The organism is Gardnerella sp. DNF01141 (assembly GCF_049244255.1).
GTDB lineage: Bacteria > Actinomycetota > Actinomycetes > Actinomycetales > Bifidobacteriaceae > Bifidobacterium > Bifidobacterium vaginale_E.
On sequence record NZ_CP058391.1, the window covers coordinates 509866 to 532409 of the forward strand.

18 protein-coding genes and 1 CRISPR repeat array are annotated in these 22544 nt (G+C 43.3%); of the genes, 2 read left to right on the forward strand and 16 right to left on the reverse strand.

The window, feature by feature from the left end; genetic code table 11:
* Positions 1-92: 92 nt before the first annotated feature.
* A complete protein-coding gene (gene map / locus HXT35_RS01920) occupies positions 93-866 on the reverse strand; it encodes a type I methionyl aminopeptidase (RefSeq protein ID WP_004129509.1) in 774 nt (257 codons plus the stop codon).
* Positions 867-968: 102 nt separating this feature from the next.
* Between map and HXT35_RS01925 the strand changes: the two genes are divergently transcribed.
* Positions 969-3113, forward strand: coding sequence for a M13 family metallopeptidase (locus tag HXT35_RS01925; protein WP_004129512.1), 2145 nt, complete (start codon positions 969-971; stop codon positions 3111-3113).
* Between the two features lie 411 nt (positions 3114-3524).
* Positions 3525-4393: a CRISPR direct-repeat array (repeat unit 36 nt; unit sequence GTTGAAAATTAGCTTCTACCATTCTTGATATAATTG).
* A gap of 50 nt (positions 4394-4443) precedes the next feature.
* Here the strand turns inward: HXT35_RS01925 and cas2 are convergent.
* From cas2 to HXT35_RS01945, 4 genes are all read right to left on the reverse strand, one after another.
* Complete coding sequence (gene cas2 / locus HXT35_RS01930) at positions 4444-4776, reverse strand: CRISPR-associated endonuclease Cas2 (RefSeq protein WP_004127413.1); 333 nt, start codon at positions 4774-4776, stop codon at positions 4444-4446.
* Complete coding sequence (gene cas1, locus HXT35_RS01935) at positions 4773-5681, reverse strand: type II CRISPR-associated endonuclease Cas1 (RefSeq protein ID WP_421788279.1); 909 nt, start codon at positions 5679-5681, stop codon at positions 4773-4775. The genes cas2 and cas1 overlap by 4 nt, the downstream gene beginning before the upstream one ends.
* A 7-nt stretch (positions 5682-5688) precedes the next feature.
* On the reverse strand, positions 5689-9249 hold the full coding sequence (gene cas9 / locus HXT35_RS01940) for a type II CRISPR RNA-guided endonuclease Cas9 (RefSeq protein ID WP_004127419.1): 3561 nt from the start codon (positions 9247-9249) through the stop codon (positions 5689-5691).
* Between the two features lie 106 nt (positions 9250-9355).
* Entirely contained in the window at positions 9356-10474 is a 1119-nt protein-coding gene (locus HXT35_RS01945) for a CAP domain-containing protein (protein WP_004127422.1), read from the reverse strand.
* A gap of 314 nt (positions 10475-10788) precedes the next feature.
* Here HXT35_RS01945 and HXT35_RS01950 point away from each other — a divergent pair, with 314 nt between their 5' ends.
* A complete protein-coding gene (locus HXT35_RS01950) occupies positions 10789-11274 on the forward strand; it encodes a single-stranded DNA-binding protein (RefSeq protein ID WP_004127425.1) in 486 nt (161 codons plus the stop codon).
* Positions 11275-11390: 116 nt separating this feature from the next.
* On the opposite strand, the gene HXT35_RS01955 is transcribed toward HXT35_RS01950, so the two are convergent.
* The 11 genes from HXT35_RS01955 to rpmE form a co-directional block, all read right to left on the reverse strand.
* Positions 11391-13223: a proline--tRNA ligase gene (locus HXT35_RS01955; RefSeq protein WP_004127428.1), complete on the reverse strand. Its 1833-nt coding sequence runs from the start codon at positions 13221-13223 to the stop codon at positions 11391-11393.
* A gap of 225 nt (positions 13224-13448) precedes the next feature.
* Complete coding sequence (locus HXT35_RS01960; RefSeq protein ID WP_004127431.1) at positions 13449-14906, reverse strand: PIF1 family DEAD/DEAH box helicase; 1458 nt, start codon at positions 14904-14906, stop codon at positions 13449-13451.
* A 57-nt stretch (positions 14907-14963) separates the two neighbouring features.
* Complete coding sequence (gene orn, locus HXT35_RS01965; RefSeq protein WP_004107431.1) at positions 14964-15671, reverse strand: oligoribonuclease; 708 nt, start codon at positions 15669-15671, stop codon at positions 14964-14966.
* A gap of 71 nt (positions 15672-15742) precedes the next feature.
* A complete protein-coding gene (locus tag HXT35_RS01970) occupies positions 15743-15994 on the reverse strand; it encodes a hypothetical protein (RefSeq protein ID WP_230455180.1) in 252 nt (83 codons plus the stop codon).
* A gap of 136 nt (positions 15995-16130) precedes the next feature.
* Positions 16131-16370, reverse strand: coding sequence for a hypothetical protein (locus HXT35_RS01975; protein ID WP_004127439.1), 240 nt, complete (start codon positions 16368-16370; stop codon positions 16131-16133).
* Positions 16371-16587: 217 nt separating this feature from the next.
* Positions 16588-18132 (reverse strand): IMP dehydrogenase, encoded by a 1545-nt coding sequence (guaB, locus tag HXT35_RS01980; protein WP_004127441.1) that lies wholly within the window; start codon positions 18130-18132, stop codon positions 16588-16590.
* A gap of 51 nt (positions 18133-18183) precedes the next feature.
* Positions 18184-19287 carry an MraY family glycosyltransferase gene (locus tag HXT35_RS01985; RefSeq protein ID WP_004127445.1) on the reverse strand — a complete coding sequence of 368 codons (1104 nt, stop codon included), beginning with the start codon at positions 19285-19287 and terminating at the stop codon, positions 18184-18186.
* A gap of 132 nt (positions 19288-19419) precedes the next feature.
* The gene (locus tag HXT35_RS01990; RefSeq protein ID WP_421788282.1) at positions 19420-20133 is read right to left on the reverse strand and encodes an L-threonylcarbamoyladenylate synthase; all 714 of its coding nucleotides are present in this window, start codon (positions 20131-20133) and stop codon (positions 19420-19422) included.
* Positions 20126-21046 carry a peptide chain release factor N(5)-glutamine methyltransferase gene (gene prmC, locus HXT35_RS01995; RefSeq protein WP_421788284.1) on the reverse strand — a complete coding sequence of 307 codons (921 nt, stop codon included), beginning with the start codon at positions 21044-21046 and terminating at the stop codon, positions 20126-20128. Before prmC ends, HXT35_RS01990 begins: the two co-directional genes overlap by 8 nt.
* Before the next feature lie 78 nt (positions 21047-21124).
* The gene (gene prfA, locus HXT35_RS02000; RefSeq protein WP_421777475.1) at positions 21125-22222 is read right to left on the reverse strand and encodes a peptide chain release factor 1; all 1098 of its coding nucleotides are present in this window, start codon (positions 22220-22222) and stop codon (positions 21125-21127) included.
* A 93-nt stretch (positions 22223-22315) separates the two neighbouring features.
* On the reverse strand, positions 22316-22528 hold the full coding sequence (rpmE, locus tag HXT35_RS02005) for a 50S ribosomal protein L31 (RefSeq protein ID WP_421777476.1): 213 nt from the start codon (positions 22526-22528) through the stop codon (positions 22316-22318).
* Positions 22529-22544 lie beyond the last annotated feature (16 nt).

Below are 22544 nucleotides of genomic sequence, written 5' to 3' on the forward strand. Positions count from 1 at the left end.
ATTACACATGCTTATACCGTTATAAAAATCATTAAAACTAATATAAACCCGATGAAACATTTAGTTGAATTCTATACAAGATACTAATGCCACTATCTTACGGTCAAAATTTCAGGACCATTCTCCGTAATGGCAATCGTATGCTCGCTGTGAGCTCCGCGAGAACCATCAGCAGAACGAAGAGTCCAACCATCCTTAGGATCCTGATAAATCTCATCAGTAGTCTTTAAGAACCATGGCTCAATTGCAATAACAAGACCTGGGCGAAGCTTGTATCCATGGTGAGCAGTGCCATCGTTAGGAACGTGCGGATCGCCATGCATAATATGGCCGACTCCATGGCCGCCAAACTCAAGGTTTACGCTGTAACCATACTCGTGAGCAACACAACCAACAGCTGCAGAAATATCACCAAGACGGTTTCCAGGCTGAGCCATGTTAATGCCAGCCTCCAAAGCTTCCTCAGTGCACTTAATCAAGCGCAAATCCTCAGGATCCGCATGCTTTCCAACCACGAAACTAATAGCAGAATCTCCAACCCAGCCGTCGACGTTAATCGCCAAGTCAAGAGTTAGCAAATCTCCGTCTTTAATGTTGTAATCGTAAGGAACTCCATGAAGAACAGCATCGTTTACAGAAGTGCAAATATAGTGCGCAAAAGGACCAGTTCCAAAATCAGGAGCGTAATCAACATAGCAAGAAGACGCACCTTTACGGCTCATAATGCGTTGGCGAACAAAGTCATCAATTTCAAGAAGATTTGTGCCAACTTTGGTCATTGCTTTTAAGTCTTTAAGAATACTACCGACGAAGCGACCTGCAGGTTTCATCGCTTCAATTTCAGATGGAGTTTTCAGTTCAATCATGCTTCAAGACTAACGCGCAGGCACGAAAATAGCGCAAAATATGGCGAAAATAAGTCACAAATAATAACTAATAGTGTCGCTTAATACTTGTAAGCTAAACTCATGCTTAATAACAATGAAAACAATACTAATAACAGCAATAAAGAACCACAGAAGGAACTTTCGGCTGTAGATTTTGATCCAGCCTCCTTCTCGTCAGTTATTCGCCCACAAGACGACTTGTTCCGTTACGTAAACGGTCCGTGGATTGACACTTACACTCTTCCAGAAGACAAGCCAATGTACGGCGCTTTCTACAAGCTTGCAGAAGATGCAGAGACGCAAATTCGAGATATTTTAGAAAGCGAAGATTGCACAGCTACAAAGTCACAAACCTTATACCGTAAATATTTGGATACTGCAGCTATTGAAAAAGCTGGAATTACGCCAATTAAGAGCGATTTAGACGCTGTTGATGCGGCAACCAGCAAGGAAGATTTGGTTCGCACACTCGGCGCACTTAACCCGTACGGCGGACCAGGCGCAATGTTTTATTTTGGCGTTTACGGAGACCCTAAAGATCCTAAGACGAATATTATGCATATTGAGCAGTCTGGATTGGGTTTGCCAGACGAAGCGTACTATCGCGAAGATAACTACGCTCCAATTCGCACTGAATACGTAAAAATGGTAGCTTCATTGCTTCGCTTGGCCGGATACGGAGACGCAACTACTACACAAGCGCAAGCCGATAGTTTCTTGAATGTTGAGACTAAAATCGCAAGCAAGCACTGGGATAATGTTGCAACTCGCGATTCTCAAAAAACTTATAATCCTTGCGATTATGCAGATTTGGCAAAAAAGCTTGAAGCGCTTAATCTCAACGCTTTCTTAGATGCTGCACAAAAAGCGTACGATAACTCAGAAGAAGCAAAGAATCAGCCAATCAACCTTCGTGAAGCTTTTAGCAAAGTAGTAGTTCACGAGCCAAGCTTTATAGAAGGATTGAATAAGATTTGGCAGGAAGCCGATTTAGAAGATTTGAAGCTTTGGGCGCGCGTGCACGTGATTTTGTGCTGGGCAAGCATGTTGAGCGAGGACTTTGCACAAGCACGATTCGACTTCTACGGCAAAGTGCTTTCTGGCGCCACAAAGCCACGCGACCGCTGGAAGCGAGCAATCGCAGTTGTTGACGATTCTTGCGGCGAAGAAGTTGGACGCGAATACGTGCGATTGCACTTCCCTGAGTCTTCTAAAAAGTATATGCAAGGCTTAGTTGACAATCTTATTAATGCTTACCGCGAGTCGATTTCGCACAGCAGCTGGCTTGGCGAGGAAACTAAGGCGAAGGCTTTGGAAAAGCTTAGCAAGTTTGAGCCAAATATTGGTTACACGAATCATTGGGTTGACTATGCTGCGTTAAATATTAAGGAAGATGCTAGCTTAGTTGAGAATATGCGCGAAGTTTCTCGATTTGGCTTCGGCAGGAATATTGCAAAAGCTGGAAATCCTGTGGATCGCGAAGAATGGCAGATGACTCCGCAAACCGTTAACGCTTACTACGATCCGTTGCTTAACGTAATCGTGTTCCCAGCTGCTATTTTGCAACCGCCATTCTTTAACCCAAGTGCTCCAGACGCAGCAAATTACGGCGCTATTGGTGCAGTAATCGGCCACGAAATCGGCCACGGTTTTGACGATCAGGGTTGCGAATACGACGGCGACGGCGTTCTTAACAATTGGTGGACTGAAGAAGACAAAACCAACTTTGCTGAGCGCACTAAAAAGCTTATTGAACAATACAACGCTTTTACACCAACCCAGCTTATCGTTAAGTACTCTCACTTGAAGAGCAAAGAAGAGCGCAATGCAATGCCTCACGTAAATGGCGCTTTAACAATCGGCGAGAATATTGGCGATTTAAGCGGCGTAACTATTGCGCTTAAAGCCTACGCTTTTGCTTTGCAAAAGAGCAAGGGGCAAGAAATCGAAGGAAGTGACGACGCAATTCGAGAGACCTTGCTTAACGCTCCTAAGGTAGATGGTTTTACTGCTTTGCAACGATTCTTCTTAAGCTACGCGCTTGTATGGCGTTCCAAGGCTCGTAACGAGATTGCGGAACAATACCTTCAAATCGACCCACACTCCCCTGCAGAATGCCGTACTAACGGCATTGCTCGAAACGTTGACTTGTTCTACGATGCTTTCGATGTTAAAGAAGGCGACGAAATGTGGCTCGACCCTGCTGAGCGCGTGCACATTTGGTAAGTTGCAATAACGAGAATGACTGCAATTCGCAGATAACGCGTAAATAATTTTCTTAATATAAAGAAACATAATGGGAACGCCACCTTAGTAACGTTCCCATTATGAATATATGAATATTGTTTATACGAAGACTACATACATACATTTACAGAAGATGCTTTTTAGAAAACGCACATATGCGTAAAGTAAAAATATTTTCAACTACACTATCTATTAATTATATCAATATGTTACTTTTCAAATCTTTTAACAAAAATTAAAAAATTCACTTGTTTTCTATTTCTTAAAAATGATACACTAAGAATGCTAATTTTCAATAAGACTGGACTTGTTATCCAGTTTGATTGCTCAGCAGTTTTGATGACTATAACTGCAGGGGAAGCTTTCCAGCTTCCCCGTTTTTGTTTATTTGTTGAAAATTAGCTTCTACCATTCTTGATATAATTGATGTGCGTCTGCGAGATCTTGTAAGAGTGTTGAAAATTAGCTTCTATCCTTCTTGATATAATTGCTTTCAACCCATGTTTCTGTTTACAAGCGTTGAAAATTAGCTTCTACCATTCTTGATATAATTGGCCAAGTCTGTCTCGGTTTGCTTGTTAGGTTGAAAATTAGCTTCTACCATTCTTGATATAATTGTGTCAATGCCTAGCATTGTATAAATACAGTTGAAAATTAGCTTCTACCATTCTTGATATAATTGCTTTCTGACTGATGTTTACTGCCATTATTGTTGAAAATTAGCTTCTACCATTCTTGATATAATTGAATTGGTAATTGGTATGCGTAACATATTGTTGAAAATTAGCTTCTACCATTCTTGATATAATTGAGAAAACATGGCGGGTCTTAACAATTTTGTTGAAAATTAGCTTCTACCATTCTTGATATAATTGTTCGTCAACTGCAAACTTATAATGCATAGTTGAAAATTAGCTTCTACCATTCTTGATATAATTGATGAAACGCGCACGGAAAGCGAGTATGCGTTGAAAATTAGCTTCTACCATTCTTGATATAATTGCATAGCTCTAGTTCATTTACAAACATTAGTTGAAAATTAGCTTCTACCATTCTTGATATAATTGTTTGGATTATTGATATCTTTGTATCAGCGTTGAAAATTAGCTTCTACCATTCTTGATATAATTGTTTCCGTGTCTCGAATGTTTGCTAGCCAGTTGAAAATTAGCTTCTACCATTCTTGATATAATTGCCACACGCAAACACCATCACGAATAAGTGTTGAAAATTAGCTTCTACCATTCTTGATATAATTGGTATATCGTCAAGAATGGTAGAATTTCAACTATTATAAAGCTTTTTACGATTAAAAAAGCATAGCGACATCTGGGGTTTCTTCTTTCTTTTCTTGCCTGGCATTGTAATAACGTTGCGCAGATGACCATTGATGATCACTGACATGTAAAATGCGTATAGATCCACGCGGCGGAAGATTATCCTTAATTATTTTTACTGAAGTTCTATTTCCTGTTTGAGTGGGACTATAACGAACATATACAGAAAATTGCACCATTGCATATCCCATATCAAGCAGCATATTGCGAAATACAGTTGCAGCATGACGCTCCACTTTTGTTTTCACTGGTAAATCAAACATTACTAAACACCACATGCCACCACTGTCCTCATCGACTTTCATAATCCACTCCTTACGAATTGTGGTACTTGAAATTCTTCCACGTCTTTTTCCACATAAATGCCATATGATTGAGCTAAATCAGATAAGGCACTAGGAATCGTATGTCCAGAACCATTAAACTGTTGATTAACACTGTCGATCAAATACTTCTTAACTGCCTTATCATTCGTAGTATCTGAGAATGATAATTTTGAAACAGCGTAATCAACAGCTGGTCTAAATGGTTCAATTATGTCATCTGCTAAGCAGAAATAATTAGTGCCATTATGATGATTCATGCCCATTGTTGGATTAAGACCAGCAGATAAAACTGCACGAATGGAAAAACCACGTAACACCATATAAGCGTAATCAAGTAAAGCATTCCTCTCTTGACCAGACCCAGGTTTACGATGAAAATCTTCTTCTTCAGGAAAAATACGTTTCCAATATTCACGAGCAGCTTGGCCTTCCCTATTCGTTACATCTCCAGAACGAACAGTATTAGATAGTCCTCGTAATAATCCACCTCCCTCTTTATTTAATAAATCAAGGCAAGCCGCTTGTCCACGTATTTTCGCGCGAACAATCTGAGCCCACGCTGCTTTTCTTCGAGGCGCACTCATTGTTGCCTGCGACAATTGACGGACGGTAATTCTCGTAGGAACATTGGCCCACGAATGCATAGCACTGACAGGAACGCATCGCCAATCACAGGTCATTACACAAGTACCATATTCAGCACACTGATGAAGAAGACCTGCAGAACAATTACAATGCAAACCAATAAGCAATATTGCAGTTTCTGCTAGAGGAATTTCAACTTTCTGCTCTAATGCGTGATCACACACTAAAATCCTACCGCGAATATACCGTAATTCACCTTGTAAATTAGTGCAATCAATCACACGCCAAGCGTTCTGCATAATTCCTCTATTCTCTATTTTCTCCAGTATTCCAACTCCAAGAAATAGGTAAATGAGAACGCGATGTCCAACGCACTTCACCTAACGCATTACGTCGAATAGTTTCTGCGTTATACTTGGCCAATACATTAACCGAAACACGCCAACCTTTACCAACTAGAATCTCATTAATAGATTTTTCATAAGAAGAATAATCGAAGTTATTGCGCTTGCAATTCGAATACAACTTGTCAATTCCTTCAGAAGAAATCATCGATGGTTTAAGTATCAGAACTTTTTCAGTGTCTGTACCCACAACCACCCAATGGTTATATGCTGCACAATTTGCACCTATTTTGTTTAGGAATTCTACAAATGTACCTATATTTCCTGATAATTTAACATGACTAAAATCAACGATAATCTCATCGCCAGGCACAAGATATCCGAGATAATTAGAATTACCTGTTTGCACAGCATGAGCGACTTCCGTATCAGCATATCTCATTGAGATAGACTGCTCAGGCAAATCACACGAGAATAAATCTTCATGAATATGTCTATGCAAATCATTTTGAAATACACGAATCATTCCATAAGATTTTTTAATTTTTCCACTTTTCAACTTTTTAAAGTATTCATAAATACGTAGATGGTGGGTAGAACTACCAATCTCTGCAGAACCTTCTCGTACGAAAAGCTGCACTGCTTGTGCTTTGAAAAAAGTAATCGAATCATCAGCATTTAACTTCTTATCATGCAACAGGATAGCTCTATTTGGATTTTCAGGAAGACCATTGTTTACATCATAATCAGGATTCCTTGTCAAAGCACAATAAAGTGCAGGAGTAGAAGAACGTCGGATTGTTCCACTGTCGATTTCATCACCGACATGCAACTTCAATAATGCATTTACCTTATATTGGTGAACAGAAGAATTATTGTATCTCAAACGAATAGAATTAACCACAGCAATACGATCAGCTCTCATTTCTTCATTAAGAAGTTTCAATAACGCATTCATACGAACAGACCAATTAGCATATTGCTGATATCCTTGATCATTCGCCGTTGGATATTCTTTCCAATCAATACCACCGGGAACCACTTTATTACCTTGCAATAACTGTGTTTCACGCAGATTGCATTTAATTGCAAGTATTTGAGCTATTCCTGGAGTCATCATTGCAATTACTGATGCATCAACTGCATGATGTCGTCTATCAAAACGAGTTTTTCTTCTACCATCAAAGAACTCTAGTTTTCCGTCAATTCCAGACATTCTTCTTGCTATAGCAGTAAGCGATCCAGCATAAACTCCAACATTCGTTTGAGCTTTATTAGTTATATCGGAAATACCATTGTTTGTTTGATAATTCTGCGAATTATAATACCAATCAATTCTACGATGCAATTCGTTTGCCATCCATGCAACCGATTCAATAGAACGATTATCGAACGCTTCATCACCAACCTTTTGTTTCAAGCGAGCTATAACTTCTTTTTTGAATTGGTTAGCACCGCGTTTGTCGTATGAGTTAGGAGGGAAAATAAAAGCACGAACCCGATTAATAGCGGAATCTACACTAATATCATGATTCTTGCAATATGTAGACTGCTCGCACCAAGTTGAAAAAGGAGTATTACACTTTTGCGCGTTACACAATGAGCAAGTAGCAACTAAATTCTCACGAGTATTCGTAGAACCTGGTCCCTTACGCGGAACAATATGGTCTAGCTCACAAGTATGATAAGTAATCTCAGATCCGCAATACAAACATTGCCCATTCTGACGTTGAACCGCCTCATAACGGCGTATATCTGCATCTGAAATAGAATCACTCATGCCTAAATGCAAAGAGTTTCGCATCATTGCTTTAAGATTTTCTTTACCTTTGGTTCGTTTATCTAATAATTCCTTATATGAATTCGCCATTTTTTTAGATTTGAATCCAGAACGAACATGTTCAATATTAATACGTTCAGGATTGCCCCAACGATTTTTAGCACTTATAAGGAATCGATGCACAATTTTTAATACTCGATCAACTGAAGGATTACCTGTAGGCTCTGCAATAGGAGCTTCAGATGGACGCCAATTATTTGGTAAATTAAATAACTTTTTACGCGCTTCAAATAAATCATCATCAGTTTCAAGCATTTGTTTATTGAGTTTATCTAATGTTTCCAAACTATAAGCAGCACGACCATCAGGTAATGAAATATTTTCCAATGCCGCAATTTCTGTTTCATCCATTGAATCAATAAACGCTATTGCTGAACCGTACTTATCTTGATATTCAGGATTATCATGAATTGCTTCTATGTCTACAGTGTTGCTCAATATCTCAATAAGAGCTTCTTTATCTTCTTGCGTACGATTAGCATCTAACCACCAAGTCAGCAACGATTTCCCTAAAGATTTATTATTTGCATAAATAATAGCTAACTCACTATTCAACATTGGCGGACGATTACCAACAGATTCTCCATCTCCTATTTGTGATCCTACTCCACGTAACTTATAGCGTTCAATTCCGAGGCAATCAGCTACATCAATCCAAGTATATAATGGCGCTTCAGCGCTTTTCTCTTTTGAAGACTCATCAGTCGAAGTTGTTAATAATTTATAAACACTTTGCTTTTCTTCTATTGTTAAACAACGTTCTTTTGAATTTTCTCTTATGCGAAGATTAGAAATAGTAGATATGATTCGATATTTCTGAAACGCTAACGATGCCTTTAGTGCACGCTTACCTTTTCCTGTTATAGCATCCTTGCCAACACGATTTTCTGCAGAGCCACGCGGAGATTTAGCATAAAAAACAGCATTAATAATCTGCTCTCTAACATACTTGTCATCAATATGTTGCACATTGAAAATATTGAGAATCTCAAGCATGTTATCACTTTGCATTAGCTTACGTGGTAAAATAGGATTTAATGAGTTGGGATGATTTTTCCTTTTCTCGTCTGTAGTTATACGTAAACGACGCGAGGCTTTACCTTGTTGCAATAAAAGATAATCACGCACTAATTGCGCAGGCGTAGAACCTTCACAACCTACTCCTGGCGCAAATTTTTCAATATTTTTTAACAACTCATTGTAAAATTCAGAATACTCAGTCTCTTGCGTCATTGATTTTATTGACTGATAAGGATTGCGCCAACCACGATGTCGAGCAATGTGACGAATTGCAACGCTTAACATTTGTTTACGTTGTTTTTCATCCGCAATATATTCATCAGCAAGTTTTGCACGAAAAATCCATGGAATAAACGAATCAGAAAAATCTAAATCCTTGTTTTCAACAACAGGAAAACCCAATGAATGCAGTAGAAAATCAAGTTTCTGCAAACGACGTCTGCGCTGACGATACAACCTGCGCACACGCCGCGCGACACCAGAAATTGCTTTACGCGTATCAGATTCTTTTGCCCCATTTGGATCAATACCAGCATCATGAATAACACTCATTGCTTTAAGTATTCTTATAGGTTCACCATTATTATCCAAACGAATCGCAGCAAGACCTACTGAATTTAAACCGACGTCAATGCCGATAGCATAAGAAATATTACCTTCCATATACAGAATCATAAGCAATTATTTGTATAAATAAAATAACTATCTATAAATTTTCATGTAATAAATATCTATAACATAGAATGAGCTTAATCACGAGAATGCCAAACTAACGGCGTTGCTCTAAATGTAGACTTGTTTTGCTACGCGCAATATGCGTCACGTGCAAACTATTTTTAGAAATCAGCCTTCGTTTTAAGAAAATCCAAGCCACCACTGCAATTGCGCACAAAACCAGCACGCTTAAAATCACAGAAATAATCACAATAAATTTATTCGTTGAAACATTTTTCTTCATAGCTTCCGCTAACTTTTTATGATGCTTATGCTTCACATGCTTCTTTTTAGCTAAAGCTTTTTTCTTCTTAGCTTCCTCATCTTTACGCTTCTGCTCTTCCTTCTTCTTTCTCTCCTCTTCAGCACGCTTCTTTTGCTCTTCGGGAGATTCTGAACCAATCTTACCATCCGGATAATCAATATCACCGTTATATTCCGACAGTGTCAATGCTCCAACAACACCATAAGGGCCACCCGAAGCCTCTCCGTAGCCGAAAGAAATATTGCTAGGATTCAAAATCTGATACAAATGACCATTATCTTCGTTAAAACTTCCACCAGTTGCGCGCAAAGCCGACTCTTCATCTTGAATCCACAATTGCATAGAGCCAGCAAGATCCACACCCCAACTTAAATTTTCACCCCACGCTTTTCGACCAGTGTAATCAGGCTCACTCACACCATCTGGGCCAAAATGGCCAAACTGCCCATGCTGAGCAGTTTCTTGCGCGCGACGGAACGCATCCTCTTCATTTGCAGAATCGTACTGAATATTATTAACATACGCTTCTTTGGTAAGACCGTAACGGCTAACGTAATCTTGCAAAGGAACGCCATTAAAATACGTGCTTCGGTCATCATAAAGCCTAGATCTTGCATTTCGAATAGAAGAAAGAACGTAATGCGCTACATTACTTGACTGAATAAAAGATGCAGCAGAAGCAGAATTAGTTGTTTGAATTATTGGATTCTGATGATATTCGTGATGATATTCGTGATTATATTCGTTACGATATGCCTGATGATACGCATTAGAATTTTCTAAAGTAAAGTCAGCAAAATTTTGCGATATTGCGCACACAGTTAGGCATACAGCCGAAACAACAAGGATACTAACCCAACTGCGCATATTAGATTTATGCTTCGCATATTGCTGATTACTTTCCACCATAAATATCTCTTCACTGCATTCAATACTTTCAATACGTTTGCTCAATACTACCCTGAAATAAGGAATTATTACGCATGTGCAGATAATTGCGGAGCATTTACTACGTATTTTGCTGCAGTCAAGAGATTAATTACATTGTGGATAAAAGCTAGGTTTTAACCACAATAGAAGAATTTGCTGGCAAAGTTGTTGCGCAAAGTTCATAGTGTTATTACTGCGGCATTTCCTCGTGGCTGCGAAGCTCAGAGGCAATGATGGCTCTGTATTTCGGGGCTGAAATGGCTGCAGTCCAATTTGTGAAAGGACTATGAAATATGGCACAACAACAGTCGACCGTGACTATTAGTGGATACGTAGGAGCTGAGCCTGTAAGCTTTGGGCGCAGCGAAAATTCTCCTGCTTGTTCACTACGAATTGCGAGCACGCAATCATATTACCGTAACGACGAGCAACAATGGCATGAGCGTCCAACTACTTGGATGACTGTGAAAGCGTATAGAACCTTGGCTTCAAACGTACTAAAAAGCGTGCATAAAGGTGATGCAATCGTTGTATACGGCAACTTGAGTACAGAAAGCTGGACGAAAGATGGAAACGATTATAATCGCGTAATTTTGGAAGCTTCTACTATTGGGCACGATTTGAATCGCGGAACTACTCAATTTACAAAAAGAAACGCTGAAACTGCTAAAAATGGGCAGACGAAAGACAGCAATCAGTCACAAAACGAAAAAATAGAACGTACTGACTCTCACTCAGACAGCACGGACGACGAATATGGAGGTGATGCTGATATCTAAAGAAAGTAAATAATACCTCGCGCACCACGATAAACAATAATGCCGCCAAGAATAGTAGTAGTAGTAGTAGTAGTAGTAGTAGTAGTATTCCTGGCGGCAAATTGTAAAACAGGCCGTTACTTAAGCAAAGCGTTTACGCGCTCTACAATGCGGCTTGCAGCCTCGTCAACTGGGACCGCTTCAACATTCGATCCGTTGCGATCGCGGATTTCAATCGTGCCGTTGTTCACGGTATCGCGACCGGCAACAGCAATCAGCGGTACGCCAACAAGCTCCGCATCCTTAAACTTTACGCCTGGAGAAACCTTTGGACGGTCGTCGAAGATTACTTCAATTCCCTGCTTACTAAGCTCTTCAACAACCTTCTCAGCAGCATCGAAAGCAACCTGATCTTTGCCTGTTGCAACAACGTGAACTTGAGCTGGAGCAATTGCCATAGGCCATGCTAAACCAGCGTCATCGTGATGCGTTTCTGCCAAGCATGCAATCACGCGGCTAACGCCAATACCGTAGCAGCCCATCCAAACTGGTACAGCTTTACCGTTTTCGTTAAGAACGCTTAAGCCCAAAGCCTTAGAATACTTTAAGCCAAGCTGGAACACCTGGCCGATTTCCACACCGCGTTCGAAGCTCAATGGACCGGAACCATCTGGGCTCATATCGCCGTCGCGAACTTGTGCCGCTTCAACAACGCCGTCCGCTTCAAAATCGCGGCCGTAAACAGCGTTATAAACGTGCTTTCCTTCTTCGTCAGCTCCAGTAATCCAAGCGCTTCCCTTTGCAACGTGAGCATCCATCAAGTAGCGAACAGGATTTGCAATTCCACTACCCTCTTTTAGAGCTTGAGGACCTAATACGCTAAAGCCAATGTAGCCCTTAACAAACTCAGGATGAGACTTTAAATCATCCTCGGTTGCTTCTTCAATTTCTGCAGGAGCAAACTGGGCTTCGAGACGCTTCATATCTACCTGGCGGTCCCCTGGAATACCAATAGCCACGATTTCACGCCATGGCTCATCATGCTCGCCACCCTCAGCATCAGCCGGATGCTTAACGGCAATAATCAAGTTCTTCAAAGTGTCACTTGCCTGCCATTCGCGGCCGTCTTTACGCGGATGCAAATCGTTAGAAACTTTAACCAAAGCTTCAATCGTCTTAGCATCTGGAGTATCAAGAGTCTCCATAGCAGGAGTTGCAGAGTAGTCAACATCTGGCATTTCTGGAGTGGTAAGAGCCTCAACATTCCAAGCTTTTCCGGAAGGCGCGAGCGCAAAAGTATCTTCGCCAATTGGCATTGGAGCCAAGAATTCTTCGGAATCAGAACCACCCATTGGACCGGAAACAGCGTGAACAATCACATATTTAATGCCCAAACGGTCGAAAATGCGAGCGTAAGCAGCGCGCTCTTCAACGTAAGCAGACTTCAAACCATCTTCGTCAATCGAGAACGAGTAAGCGTCTTGCATAATAAACTCGCGGCCGCGAATAAGGCCAGCGCGCGGACGGAACTCGTCACGATACTTAGTTTGAATCTGATACAAAGTAACAGGCAAATCCTTGTAAGAAGAATACATATCCTTAACAAGAAGCGTAAAGACTTCTTCGTGCGTTGGAGCAAGAAGATAGTCAGCCTCATGGCGATCCTTAAGGCGGAAGATGTTGTCGCCGTACTCTTCCCAACGGTTTGTAGCCTCGTAAGGCTCACGTGGAAGAAGCGCTGGGAAATGAACTTCCTGCGCACCAATACCGTTGATTTCGTCGCGAATAATTGCCTGAACTTTGTTCAAAACCTTAAGCCCGAGCGGCAGCCAAGTCCACACGCCTGGAGCGGATTTACGAATATAGCCTGCGCGCTGCATAAGTTTTGCGGAAGTCACGTCCGCGTCTGCAGGATCCTCGCGCAGCGTACGAAGGAACAGCTGAGACATACGAAGTACATTGGAATTCATGCGTTCCAATCTATTTGCGCATGAGGACATAAACACTTGTTTACATGCATCAACAAACAAGCCAAAGCAGCGACAAAAACCCAGTTAAAACTCCGGCAAATGTTTCCCAAATACGCAAATTCAGCTACAAAAGCCAGGTAAATTTCCGGCAAATGTTCCAAAAAACAGCCACTGCAGCAACAAACGCCGGAGAATTCCCCGGCAAATGTTCCACAAAAAATCGCACTAAAACTCGTCGCCGAAAGAAAACTCGTCCGTAACATCATTGCCGGAATTTTCAAAAAGACTAAACTCCTGCTGATCCGCGAAATCACCGTATGCGTTTTTAGCAACAAACACAGAAGCACCATCGCTAGCAAGCAGCTCACTCGCACGCTTTGAAGCATCGCGCAAAGATCCGTCCAACAGCACAGCATCCGACGAAACACTAAACGCGCGATCATTAATGCCCTCTAAGTAAAGACCTTGCAGATTTTCCACGCGAGAAAGCGCAACATAACCCATTCCGGGAGCGAAAGTTCTACGCAAATCCATAACGGCACTATCAAGCGTCATACCTTGCGACTTATGAATCGTAATTCCCCACGCGCAACGAAGAGGCACTTGATTTACGCTAGCAAGTACAGTTTCGCCGTCCGTCATCTCCCACGCAGCAGGCTTAAGAGTTACAATATTGCCGTTTTCAAACTCAACAATCGGCCATCCACCCTTAGATTCAGGCGCAAAACGCAACACGCGCCCAACCGAGCCGTTTACGTACTGCTTATCTTGGTCGTTACGCAACGCCATCACAGCAGCTCCAGCCTTCAAAACTAAACGCTCCGGAGCAAGCATGTTCTTCTTTAAGCGCTCTACAAGATTTTTAGGTCCAGCTTGCGTTGCTACGAATTCGTGAGGCTCAGCATTAATTTCCGCAAGCTGCATATTATTTAAACCATCTGCTTGCGCGTTCGTTGGGAAAAGATGTACTGCAACTTCGTCATCTTGAGGATATTCGCCAAGACGGCTGGCCAACACTTGCTTATCGTCGTCACTTACTAGACCGCTACGAATATCTGTTAAAACATCAAGTAACTTACCGTCGTCTTGACGATGTTGCTCAGTTAAATAGCACACAACAGGTTTCAAAGCATCCCAGGCGAAAGATTCCGTAATATAGCCTTCCGGATTTTTTCCAGCTGCAGCATACTTTTCGCGCGACGAAATAAACTCCGGGCTCGGCTCGAACACGTCACGATTTCGCATAGAAGTGCTAACAGGAGGCAGCTGGAAGAAGTCGCCCGAAATAACTACTTGAAGCCCGCCGAAAGGAGCGGGATTTTTGCGCACTTTACGGCATACTTCGTCAACCATATCGAAAAGCCACGCGTGTATCATTGAAACTTCGTCCAGCACGAGCACATCCGTGGCTTTTATGCGCTTTCCTCGCCTAGCTCTAATGGTTTTAAGAAGCGTATCCGTAAGTGCGTTTGCAACTCCAACTCCACTCCAAGAGTGAATGGTTTGACCGTTTAAATGAGTTGCTGCGATTCCGGTAGAAGCCGTTACAGCCACGCTTAAACCGTTCTTTCGCATTTCGCGAATAGCTTCGTTTAATACGTAGGTTTTACCTGCACCCGGAGCGCCGGTAATGAACGCGCTTGCACCAGCGTTGATTATGGTTAGAGCTTCGGATTGCTTCATTGGCAGTACCTTTTATTGCGTTTAGTAGTCGCGCTTTATTTAATAGTAGCGTTGTATTTAGTAGTCGCGCTTTTCTGCAGAATTTACGTCTTCTAATGCTTCTCCGCGACGCTCGTAGTCACGAAGCAAGCTCGTGCTTTCAATATGCTGCGCGCCAGCTTTTGCTTGAGACTCACTTGGGCCTGGAGCTGGCACAAACATCATGTCACGGTAGTAACGAAGCTCATCAATCGACTCAATAATATCCGCGAGCGCACGGTGACCGCCATGTTTTGCCGGCTTATTGCGGTAAACGTCCGGATAAAGTCTGCGCGAAATTTCCTTCAACGTGCTTACATCTATTACGCGGTAATGCAAATTTGCCATTAAATCTGGCATGTAACGGTCGAGGAACTTTTTGTCAGAACCAACTGAGTTTCCAGCAAGATGAGCTTTTCCGCGAGCCGGCAGGAAGCGCTTTACGTACTCAACTACCTGCTTTTGCGCTTCTTCCAAAGGCAAACCGTTCTTATTCCACTCGTCAACAAGTCCAGAAGAAGTGTGCATATTGCGCACGAAATCGTTCATATGAGCCACAGCAGCATCGCTCGGCTTAATCACTAAATCAATTCCGTCGTCTAAAACTTTCAAATTAAAATCAGTTGGAACTACAGATACTTCGCATAATTCGTCGTGGAAAATATCAAGACCCGTCATCTCGCAATCAATCCAAATTAAACGCGATTCTTCCGGCGTAAACGTAAGATCTTCCTTAGCTTCAGCCATTTTCGTTCCTTTCCTAATATTTTTTAGAACTCATCAGCCTACATCTTCCCACCGACTATTAACCGCTAAAATCACATCTCTGGCATATCAGAAAGCGAAATTCTAGAATATGCCCCATTTTTCTTATCTTCAGGGTGAGGTTCCAAACCGATAATAGTTATTGACATATGATCTGGACCATAAACCCAATACATTCGCATTGCACTACTTGTTTTATTCTCCAAGTATGATTGCCAGACTCTAACGCCATATCTATTTGTCAATTCTTCAATATCATGAGTATGCAATCCTGGATGCCTTGGATTTTCAGATAAGAGTTTCATAGATTTTCCCCATTTCTTATAAAGAGAAAGATCTTTTTTACTTATACTGCCTTCTAGAAACTCTTTCCGCAATCTCTCCCACATATTAGACATCTCTGGAATACCCATTCTAATATTGAAGTTCATTTACTTACTCCTAGAAGTCAGAAAGATCAACTGGTTCAGAAACTTTGCCAATATTAAAATTGCGAATTGCTTCATCCATACTTTTAAGAGTTCTAGAAGATATACTCTTTGGAATAGTAAGCTCGCGAGGCTCTAATAAAATACAACCATTATCGCATTCTTTAACATTGTAATAAGGGTATTTAGCACCACGCAAAGTTACACGCTTTTTACTATCAAGACGCACGTCATAATCTTTCACTACTTCCACAAAATCACCTCATTTTTGGTGGGATATCCCACTAACTATATAATAATTTTATCCGTCTTGTCAAAACAAAAACGACGAAAAGTTAGAAAGTAGCAAATAAGACTTAGCTAACTTTTCGCCGTTTAATGCAAAATTATATGCGACTTATACACGACTTATACACGATTTATACGCGACTTAGTCGCATACATAGCGCGCAACTCGCACAACTTGCGATTTAGTTGTGGAAACCGCTGTAGTTTGGAGCTTCTGCAGTCATCACAATATCGTGAGGATGCGATTCGCGAAGACCTGCATCCGTAATGCGAATAAAGCGGCCGCGTTCTTGCATTTCCTTAATATTGTGCGCACCAACGTAGAACATGGACTGGTGCAAGCCACCAAGCAACTGGTAAAGCACAGCGTTGAGCGGACCGCGATATGGAACTTCGCCCTCAACGCCTTCTGGAACCACCTTGTCGGAGCTTGTAACGTCTGCCTGGAAGTAACGATCCTTCGAATAAGACTTCTTACCACGAGGAGCCATTGCACCAAGCGAGCCCATGCCGCGATAAAGCTTGTACTGCTTGCCGTGAAGAAGAACCTTTTCACCAGGAGCTTCCTCGCAACCAGCCAAAGTGCCACCGAGCATAACAGTGTCAGCGCCAGCAACCAAAGCCTTAGCAATATCGCCAGAATAGTGAATACCACCATCTGCAATGCATGGAACGCCAGCAGCCTTGCAAGCCTGAGCCGCGTCGTAAACTGCGGTAAGCTGAGGCACTCCAACGCCTGCAACAACGCGTGTAGTGCAAATAGAGCCTGGACCAACGCCAACCTTTACAGCGTCAACGCCGGCATCAATCATAGCTTGCGCACCCTGGCGAGTTGCAATATTTCCGCCAATAATCTGCACGCCGTCGAAAGCTTTATCTGCCTTAATTCTGCGAATCATGTCGAGAGCCAAGCGAGCCTCGCCGTTTGCGGTATCAACCACAAGCACGTCAACTCCAGCTTCCATAAGAGCGCACGCACGCTGCCAAGCATCCCCAAGGAAGCCAATTCCAGCAGCCACGCGCAAGCGACCCTGGTCATCCTTAGTAGCATCCGGATACTGCTCAGTCTTCACAAAGTCCTTAACAGTAATCAAGCCTGTAAGCTTACCTTCGGCATCAACCAAAGGCAGCTTTTCAACTTTGTTTTCCGCAAGCAAGCAGTGAGCATCATCCTTAGAAATATCAGAAGGACCAGTGACGAGATTTTCACGCGTCATCACGTCCTTAACTTTCAAGCGATCGTAGTCTTCGGAAGCAATGAAGCGCATATCGCGGTTGGTAATAATACCAACTAAATGATTTTCGCTATCTACTACCGGCAAGCCCGAAATATGGAAACGCCCGCACAATTTATCTAAATCTGCGAGCGTTGCATCTGGGTGAACTGTAAGAGGGTCGGTAATCATACCCGACTCGCTGCGCTTAACAATATCAACTTGCGCAGCCTGATCATCAATAGAAAGATTGCGGTGAAGTACGCCAATGCCACCATTACGCGCCATAGCAATAGCCATATCGGACTCGGTAACAGTATCCATAGCTGCCGAAATAGTCGGTACTTTCATGGTAATTTCGCGAGTCAGATGAGTGGAAGTGTCCACTTCGGACGGAATAACATCAGTTTCGTTTGGAAGCAAAAGGACATCGTCATAAGCGAGACCAAGCTTCGCAAAAACTGGAGGAACAGGGGCATACACGGATTCCGCGTTAATATCAGTTGTAGCCATAGAGTTACTATACGTTTTTGCTATGACGTTTGCGAAACTCCGCACAAAACTCTACGAATTGCGAAGTTCAGGCAGGCGACGACGCAAGTACGGAAGCATTGTTAGCAACGAAAGCAGCGCAGCAGCAATAATCATGCCAATCAAAACGTACACAGCTTTAAAGAACAGAATCATAATAGAGCCGAACGCAATCAGCGCCGCCCATCCCCACAAAATCAGCACAGCACCCTGCACAGAATGTCCAATGCGCAACATGCGGTGATGCAAGTGCATGCGATCCGGATGCATTGGCGACTGGCCTTTAGCAACACGCCGAGTAATTGCAAGGCACATGTCTAGAACCGGCATGAACAGCACAAGAATCGGCAGCAAAATCGGCATAAATACAGGCAAATAAATACTCGTGTGCACGGCGGAAGGATCCAAATGGCCGGTCATAATAATTGACGCGCACGTAATTAAGTAGCCGATTAGCATAGAGCCCGAGTCACCCATAAAAAGTTTCGCAGGATGCCAGTTGTGCAAAATGAAGCCGACACACATTCCCACCATTGCAACGTCAATAAGAGTTGCCATTGATGCGTAGGATGGCGACGTGCGCGCAAGCATGTAAGAGTAGGTTGCGAAGGCGATTCCGCCGATTGCGACGATTCCGGAAGCCAAGCCGTCTAGTCCGTCTACGAAATTTACTGCGTTAATTGAGGCTACGATAAGTATGGCAGTTATTGCGATTGATACGCTTGGCGATGCTGTTACGAGAGAGCCGAGCGGCAAAGTTACGATTTGCAACCCTCCCCACGCAACGAACACGGCTATAAGCAGCTGGCCGGCGAGCTTTAGCATCCAGTCTAAATCCCAAATGTCGTCGCATACCCCAAGCAGGCATATCATAACAGCGCCGGCGAGCACCACCCACGGCTGATGCGTGCCAGCAAAAAGACCGGAAATAAACGGCATTGAGCTTGCGAAAGCCATGGCGACTGCGAATCCAAAAAGCATACCCACCCCGCCCATTCGAGGAGTCGGAATAGTGTGAACGTCGCGCGCGCGAACTTTGCCGACGGCTCCCACTTGAATCGCAAGATGTCGCACAAGCGGCGTAATCAGCCACGTTGCTCCACCTGCAATTGCTGCAATAAATAGGTATACCCTCATCGGCTATGTCTTTCTGCTATTTTGATATTCGCGCGCATCTTTTTCGCGCATGCTTTCGCGCTTTCTTATTTGATTGTATCGATTTGATGGTACCGCAAAATTAGTAAATACTTTCGCTACTTCGCTACTTCGCTACTTTCGCAAAGCCTCGCGAATTTCGCGCTCCGAAATCACGCCTTCGCGCAAAATCACAATGCCGTCTTCGTCTTTTGAATCCGCACCAACTACTGTGCTTGCTACGTGCGAGCGAGTCGGACCTGCGTTCAAATACAGCGGAATTTCGTTACCGAAAGCCGCAAACGCTTCTTCCACGCTGTCTGCACTTTCGTTACCACTGCGATTCGCGCTAGAAGCGGCCAAAGGACCTGTAACTCGCAAAATTTGCATTAATTCCGGGCAATCCGGCACGCGCACGCCTTGAGTTGCTTGAGTTGCTTGAGTTGCTTGAGTTTGCGCATAATTTTGCGCATCGTTTTGTGCATTGTTTTGCGCATCAGTTTCATTAGTTTTGCACAGCGTTGCAAGATTTGAAGCAACCGAGCCTTTCTTTGCGCGCGCAATTGGAGAATATCCGCCTGGAAGGAACTTTTTACCTAAAATATCCAGCGGTGACGGCAAATAAAGCCCAAGTTTTTCTAAATCTTCCACTCCGCTCATTAAAATTTGCAGTGCCTTCGTGCGCGGCCTGCGCTTAAGCTCATAAATTTTTGCAACCGCGGCTTCATTGAACGGATCGCAAGCAACTCCATACACGGTATCCGTTGGCACTACGATTACGCCGCCTTCGTTAATGATTTGCGCTGCCATTTGCAGTGATTCTTCGCTTATATTGCAAATTTTACTCATTTTTAGCCTCTTTTTTGCATACAACAAATCTTGCTCTGTTCGTTAAATCGTTTTTGACTTCTGTGCTGCCAAATCCTATGTTTTTTGCATAATCTGCAAGCGCCTCACCTTGCGAAATATCGTGCTCCATCACCATCACTCCCCCGAAGCGAAGTAGCTCAAAAGCCGCGCGCATAATCTGTTCCGGAATAGCTAAGCCGTCTGCAGAACCGCCATATAGCGCAAGCGGCGGATCATACTCGCGCACTTCAACCTGCTTCGGCACTTGATTTTCCGGCACATAGGGCGGATTTGTGATTACTAAATCTACTTTGCCGCAAATTTGTGCAAGTTCCGGCGTTAAATTCGAAATATGCGCTTTGGTTGCGTCTGCAAGAACAGCATGATAGCGACTGGAAATCTGCAGATTTTCATAAATTTTTGCAGTTTCTTCAAAATTTTTTCGCAAATATTGGAAAGCTTCAGGAGATTTTTCTACAGCCCATACTTGCGCGTCTGCAACTTCCGTCACAGCAGACAATCCGATTGCTCCCGAACCTGCACACAAGTCTAAAACAATAGGATTTTTTAGATTATTTGCGCGAATCCAATCTATTCCTTCTTGAACCACAACTTCTGTTTCGGGCCGCGGCACAAAAACGCCTTTGCCAACTTGCAAATCCAAGTAGCGGAAAGGCGCGCGGCCAACAATATGCTGCAACGGCTCGTGAGAGGCACGCCTAGATATAAAACCGCTATATTTACTAGCATAATCTGGCGAAAAATCGGTTAAATCGCCGAGTATTAGAGCCTTGTTTAGCTCAGCTAAGCTTACGCCGCAAGCTTTAGACAGCAGCAAACGCGCGTCGTATTCAGCAGACTCCACGCCTGCTTTGTGAAGACGCGCAATAGCATCTTGCAAAAGTTCGCGCATTTTAAGAACCGTTTGGAAATTTTACTTAACTTAGTTATTTACTTAACTTACTTAGCTTACTTAAGTTACTCAGCTTACTTACTTAGCTTGCGCTAAACGGTCAGCTTCATCCGCCTGAATATCACTGTCAATAACAGGCTGCAAGTCGCCGTCAAGAACCTGGTCAAGATTGTACGCCTTGTAGTTTGTGCGATGATCCACAATACGATTTTCTGGGAAATTGTACGTGCGAATTCGCTCAGAGCGGTCCAACGAACGCACCTGCGAATGACGCATATCTGCAGCCTCAGCCGCCTCCTGCTCGTGCTTCATAGCGAGCAAACGTGACTTTAACACGCGAAGTGCTGCCGCACGGTTTTGAATCTGCGACTTTTCATCCTGCATGCTCACCACAATGCCGGTTGGAATATGCGTCATACGAACAGCGGAATAAGTAGTGTTCACGGACTGTCCGCCAGGACCAGAGCTCATGAAAATGTCGATTTTAAGGTCTTTTGGATCGATTTCAATTTCGTCGTCATCTTCGTCTGCTTCTGGGAACACGATTACGCCGGCTGCAGAAGTTTGAATACGCCCCTGCGATTCTGTAACTGGGATTCGCTGCACGCGGTGCACGCCACCCTCATACTTCATGCTTGCCCACACGCCGTCTTCTGGAGCAGGCGTACCTTTTGCGCGAATCGCAAGCTGAACGTCTTTTACGCCGCCAAGTTCCGTTGAATTTTCGCTTTGGATTACGGTAGTCCAGCCGCGCTTTTCTGCGTAACGCATGTACATGCGCAATAAATCGCCAGCAAATAGTGCAGCTTCTTCGCCGCCAGTGCCAGCTTTAATTTCCATAATCATATCGCGCGCATCATCCGGATCCCTAGGAATTAGCGCTGTGCGAAGCTTTTCTTTTGCTGCTGGAAGTTGCGCCTCTAAACGCTTAGCTTCTTCTGCAAAATCTGGATCGTCGCCTGCCATTTCGTTTGCGGCTTCGAAATCGTCACAAAGCTGCTTGTAATTTAGGTAAGCGTTTACGATTGAGCCGAGTTCTGCGTGCCTGCGACCGAGTTTTCGAATAGCGTCCGGATTTGACGCAACTTCCGGACTACCCATACGACTTTCAATATCGCGATACTCTTCTAACGCGGTAACTGCTGCCGGAAATTGTTCATCTACTGACTCAGCCATCATATTCCTTAAGTTAAAAATATTTGATTTAGCACATAAAACGCCAGCCCCGATTCCGCGAGTTACACGAAAGCAGGGCTGGCGTCACAAAAGCTACTTAGTCTTCTTACCGTAGCGCTTCTCGAAGCGAGCCACGCGGCCGCCGGTATCGAGAATCTTCTGCTTGCCGGTATAGAATGGGTGGCACTTTGAGCACACGTCAACCGTCATATGATCGCCATTAGCGGTGGAACGAGTTACGAAAGTGCTTCCGCAGGAGCAGGTAACCTGCACTGCGTGATAGTCGGGATGAATACCCTGCTTCATAATGTCTCCTATGGAA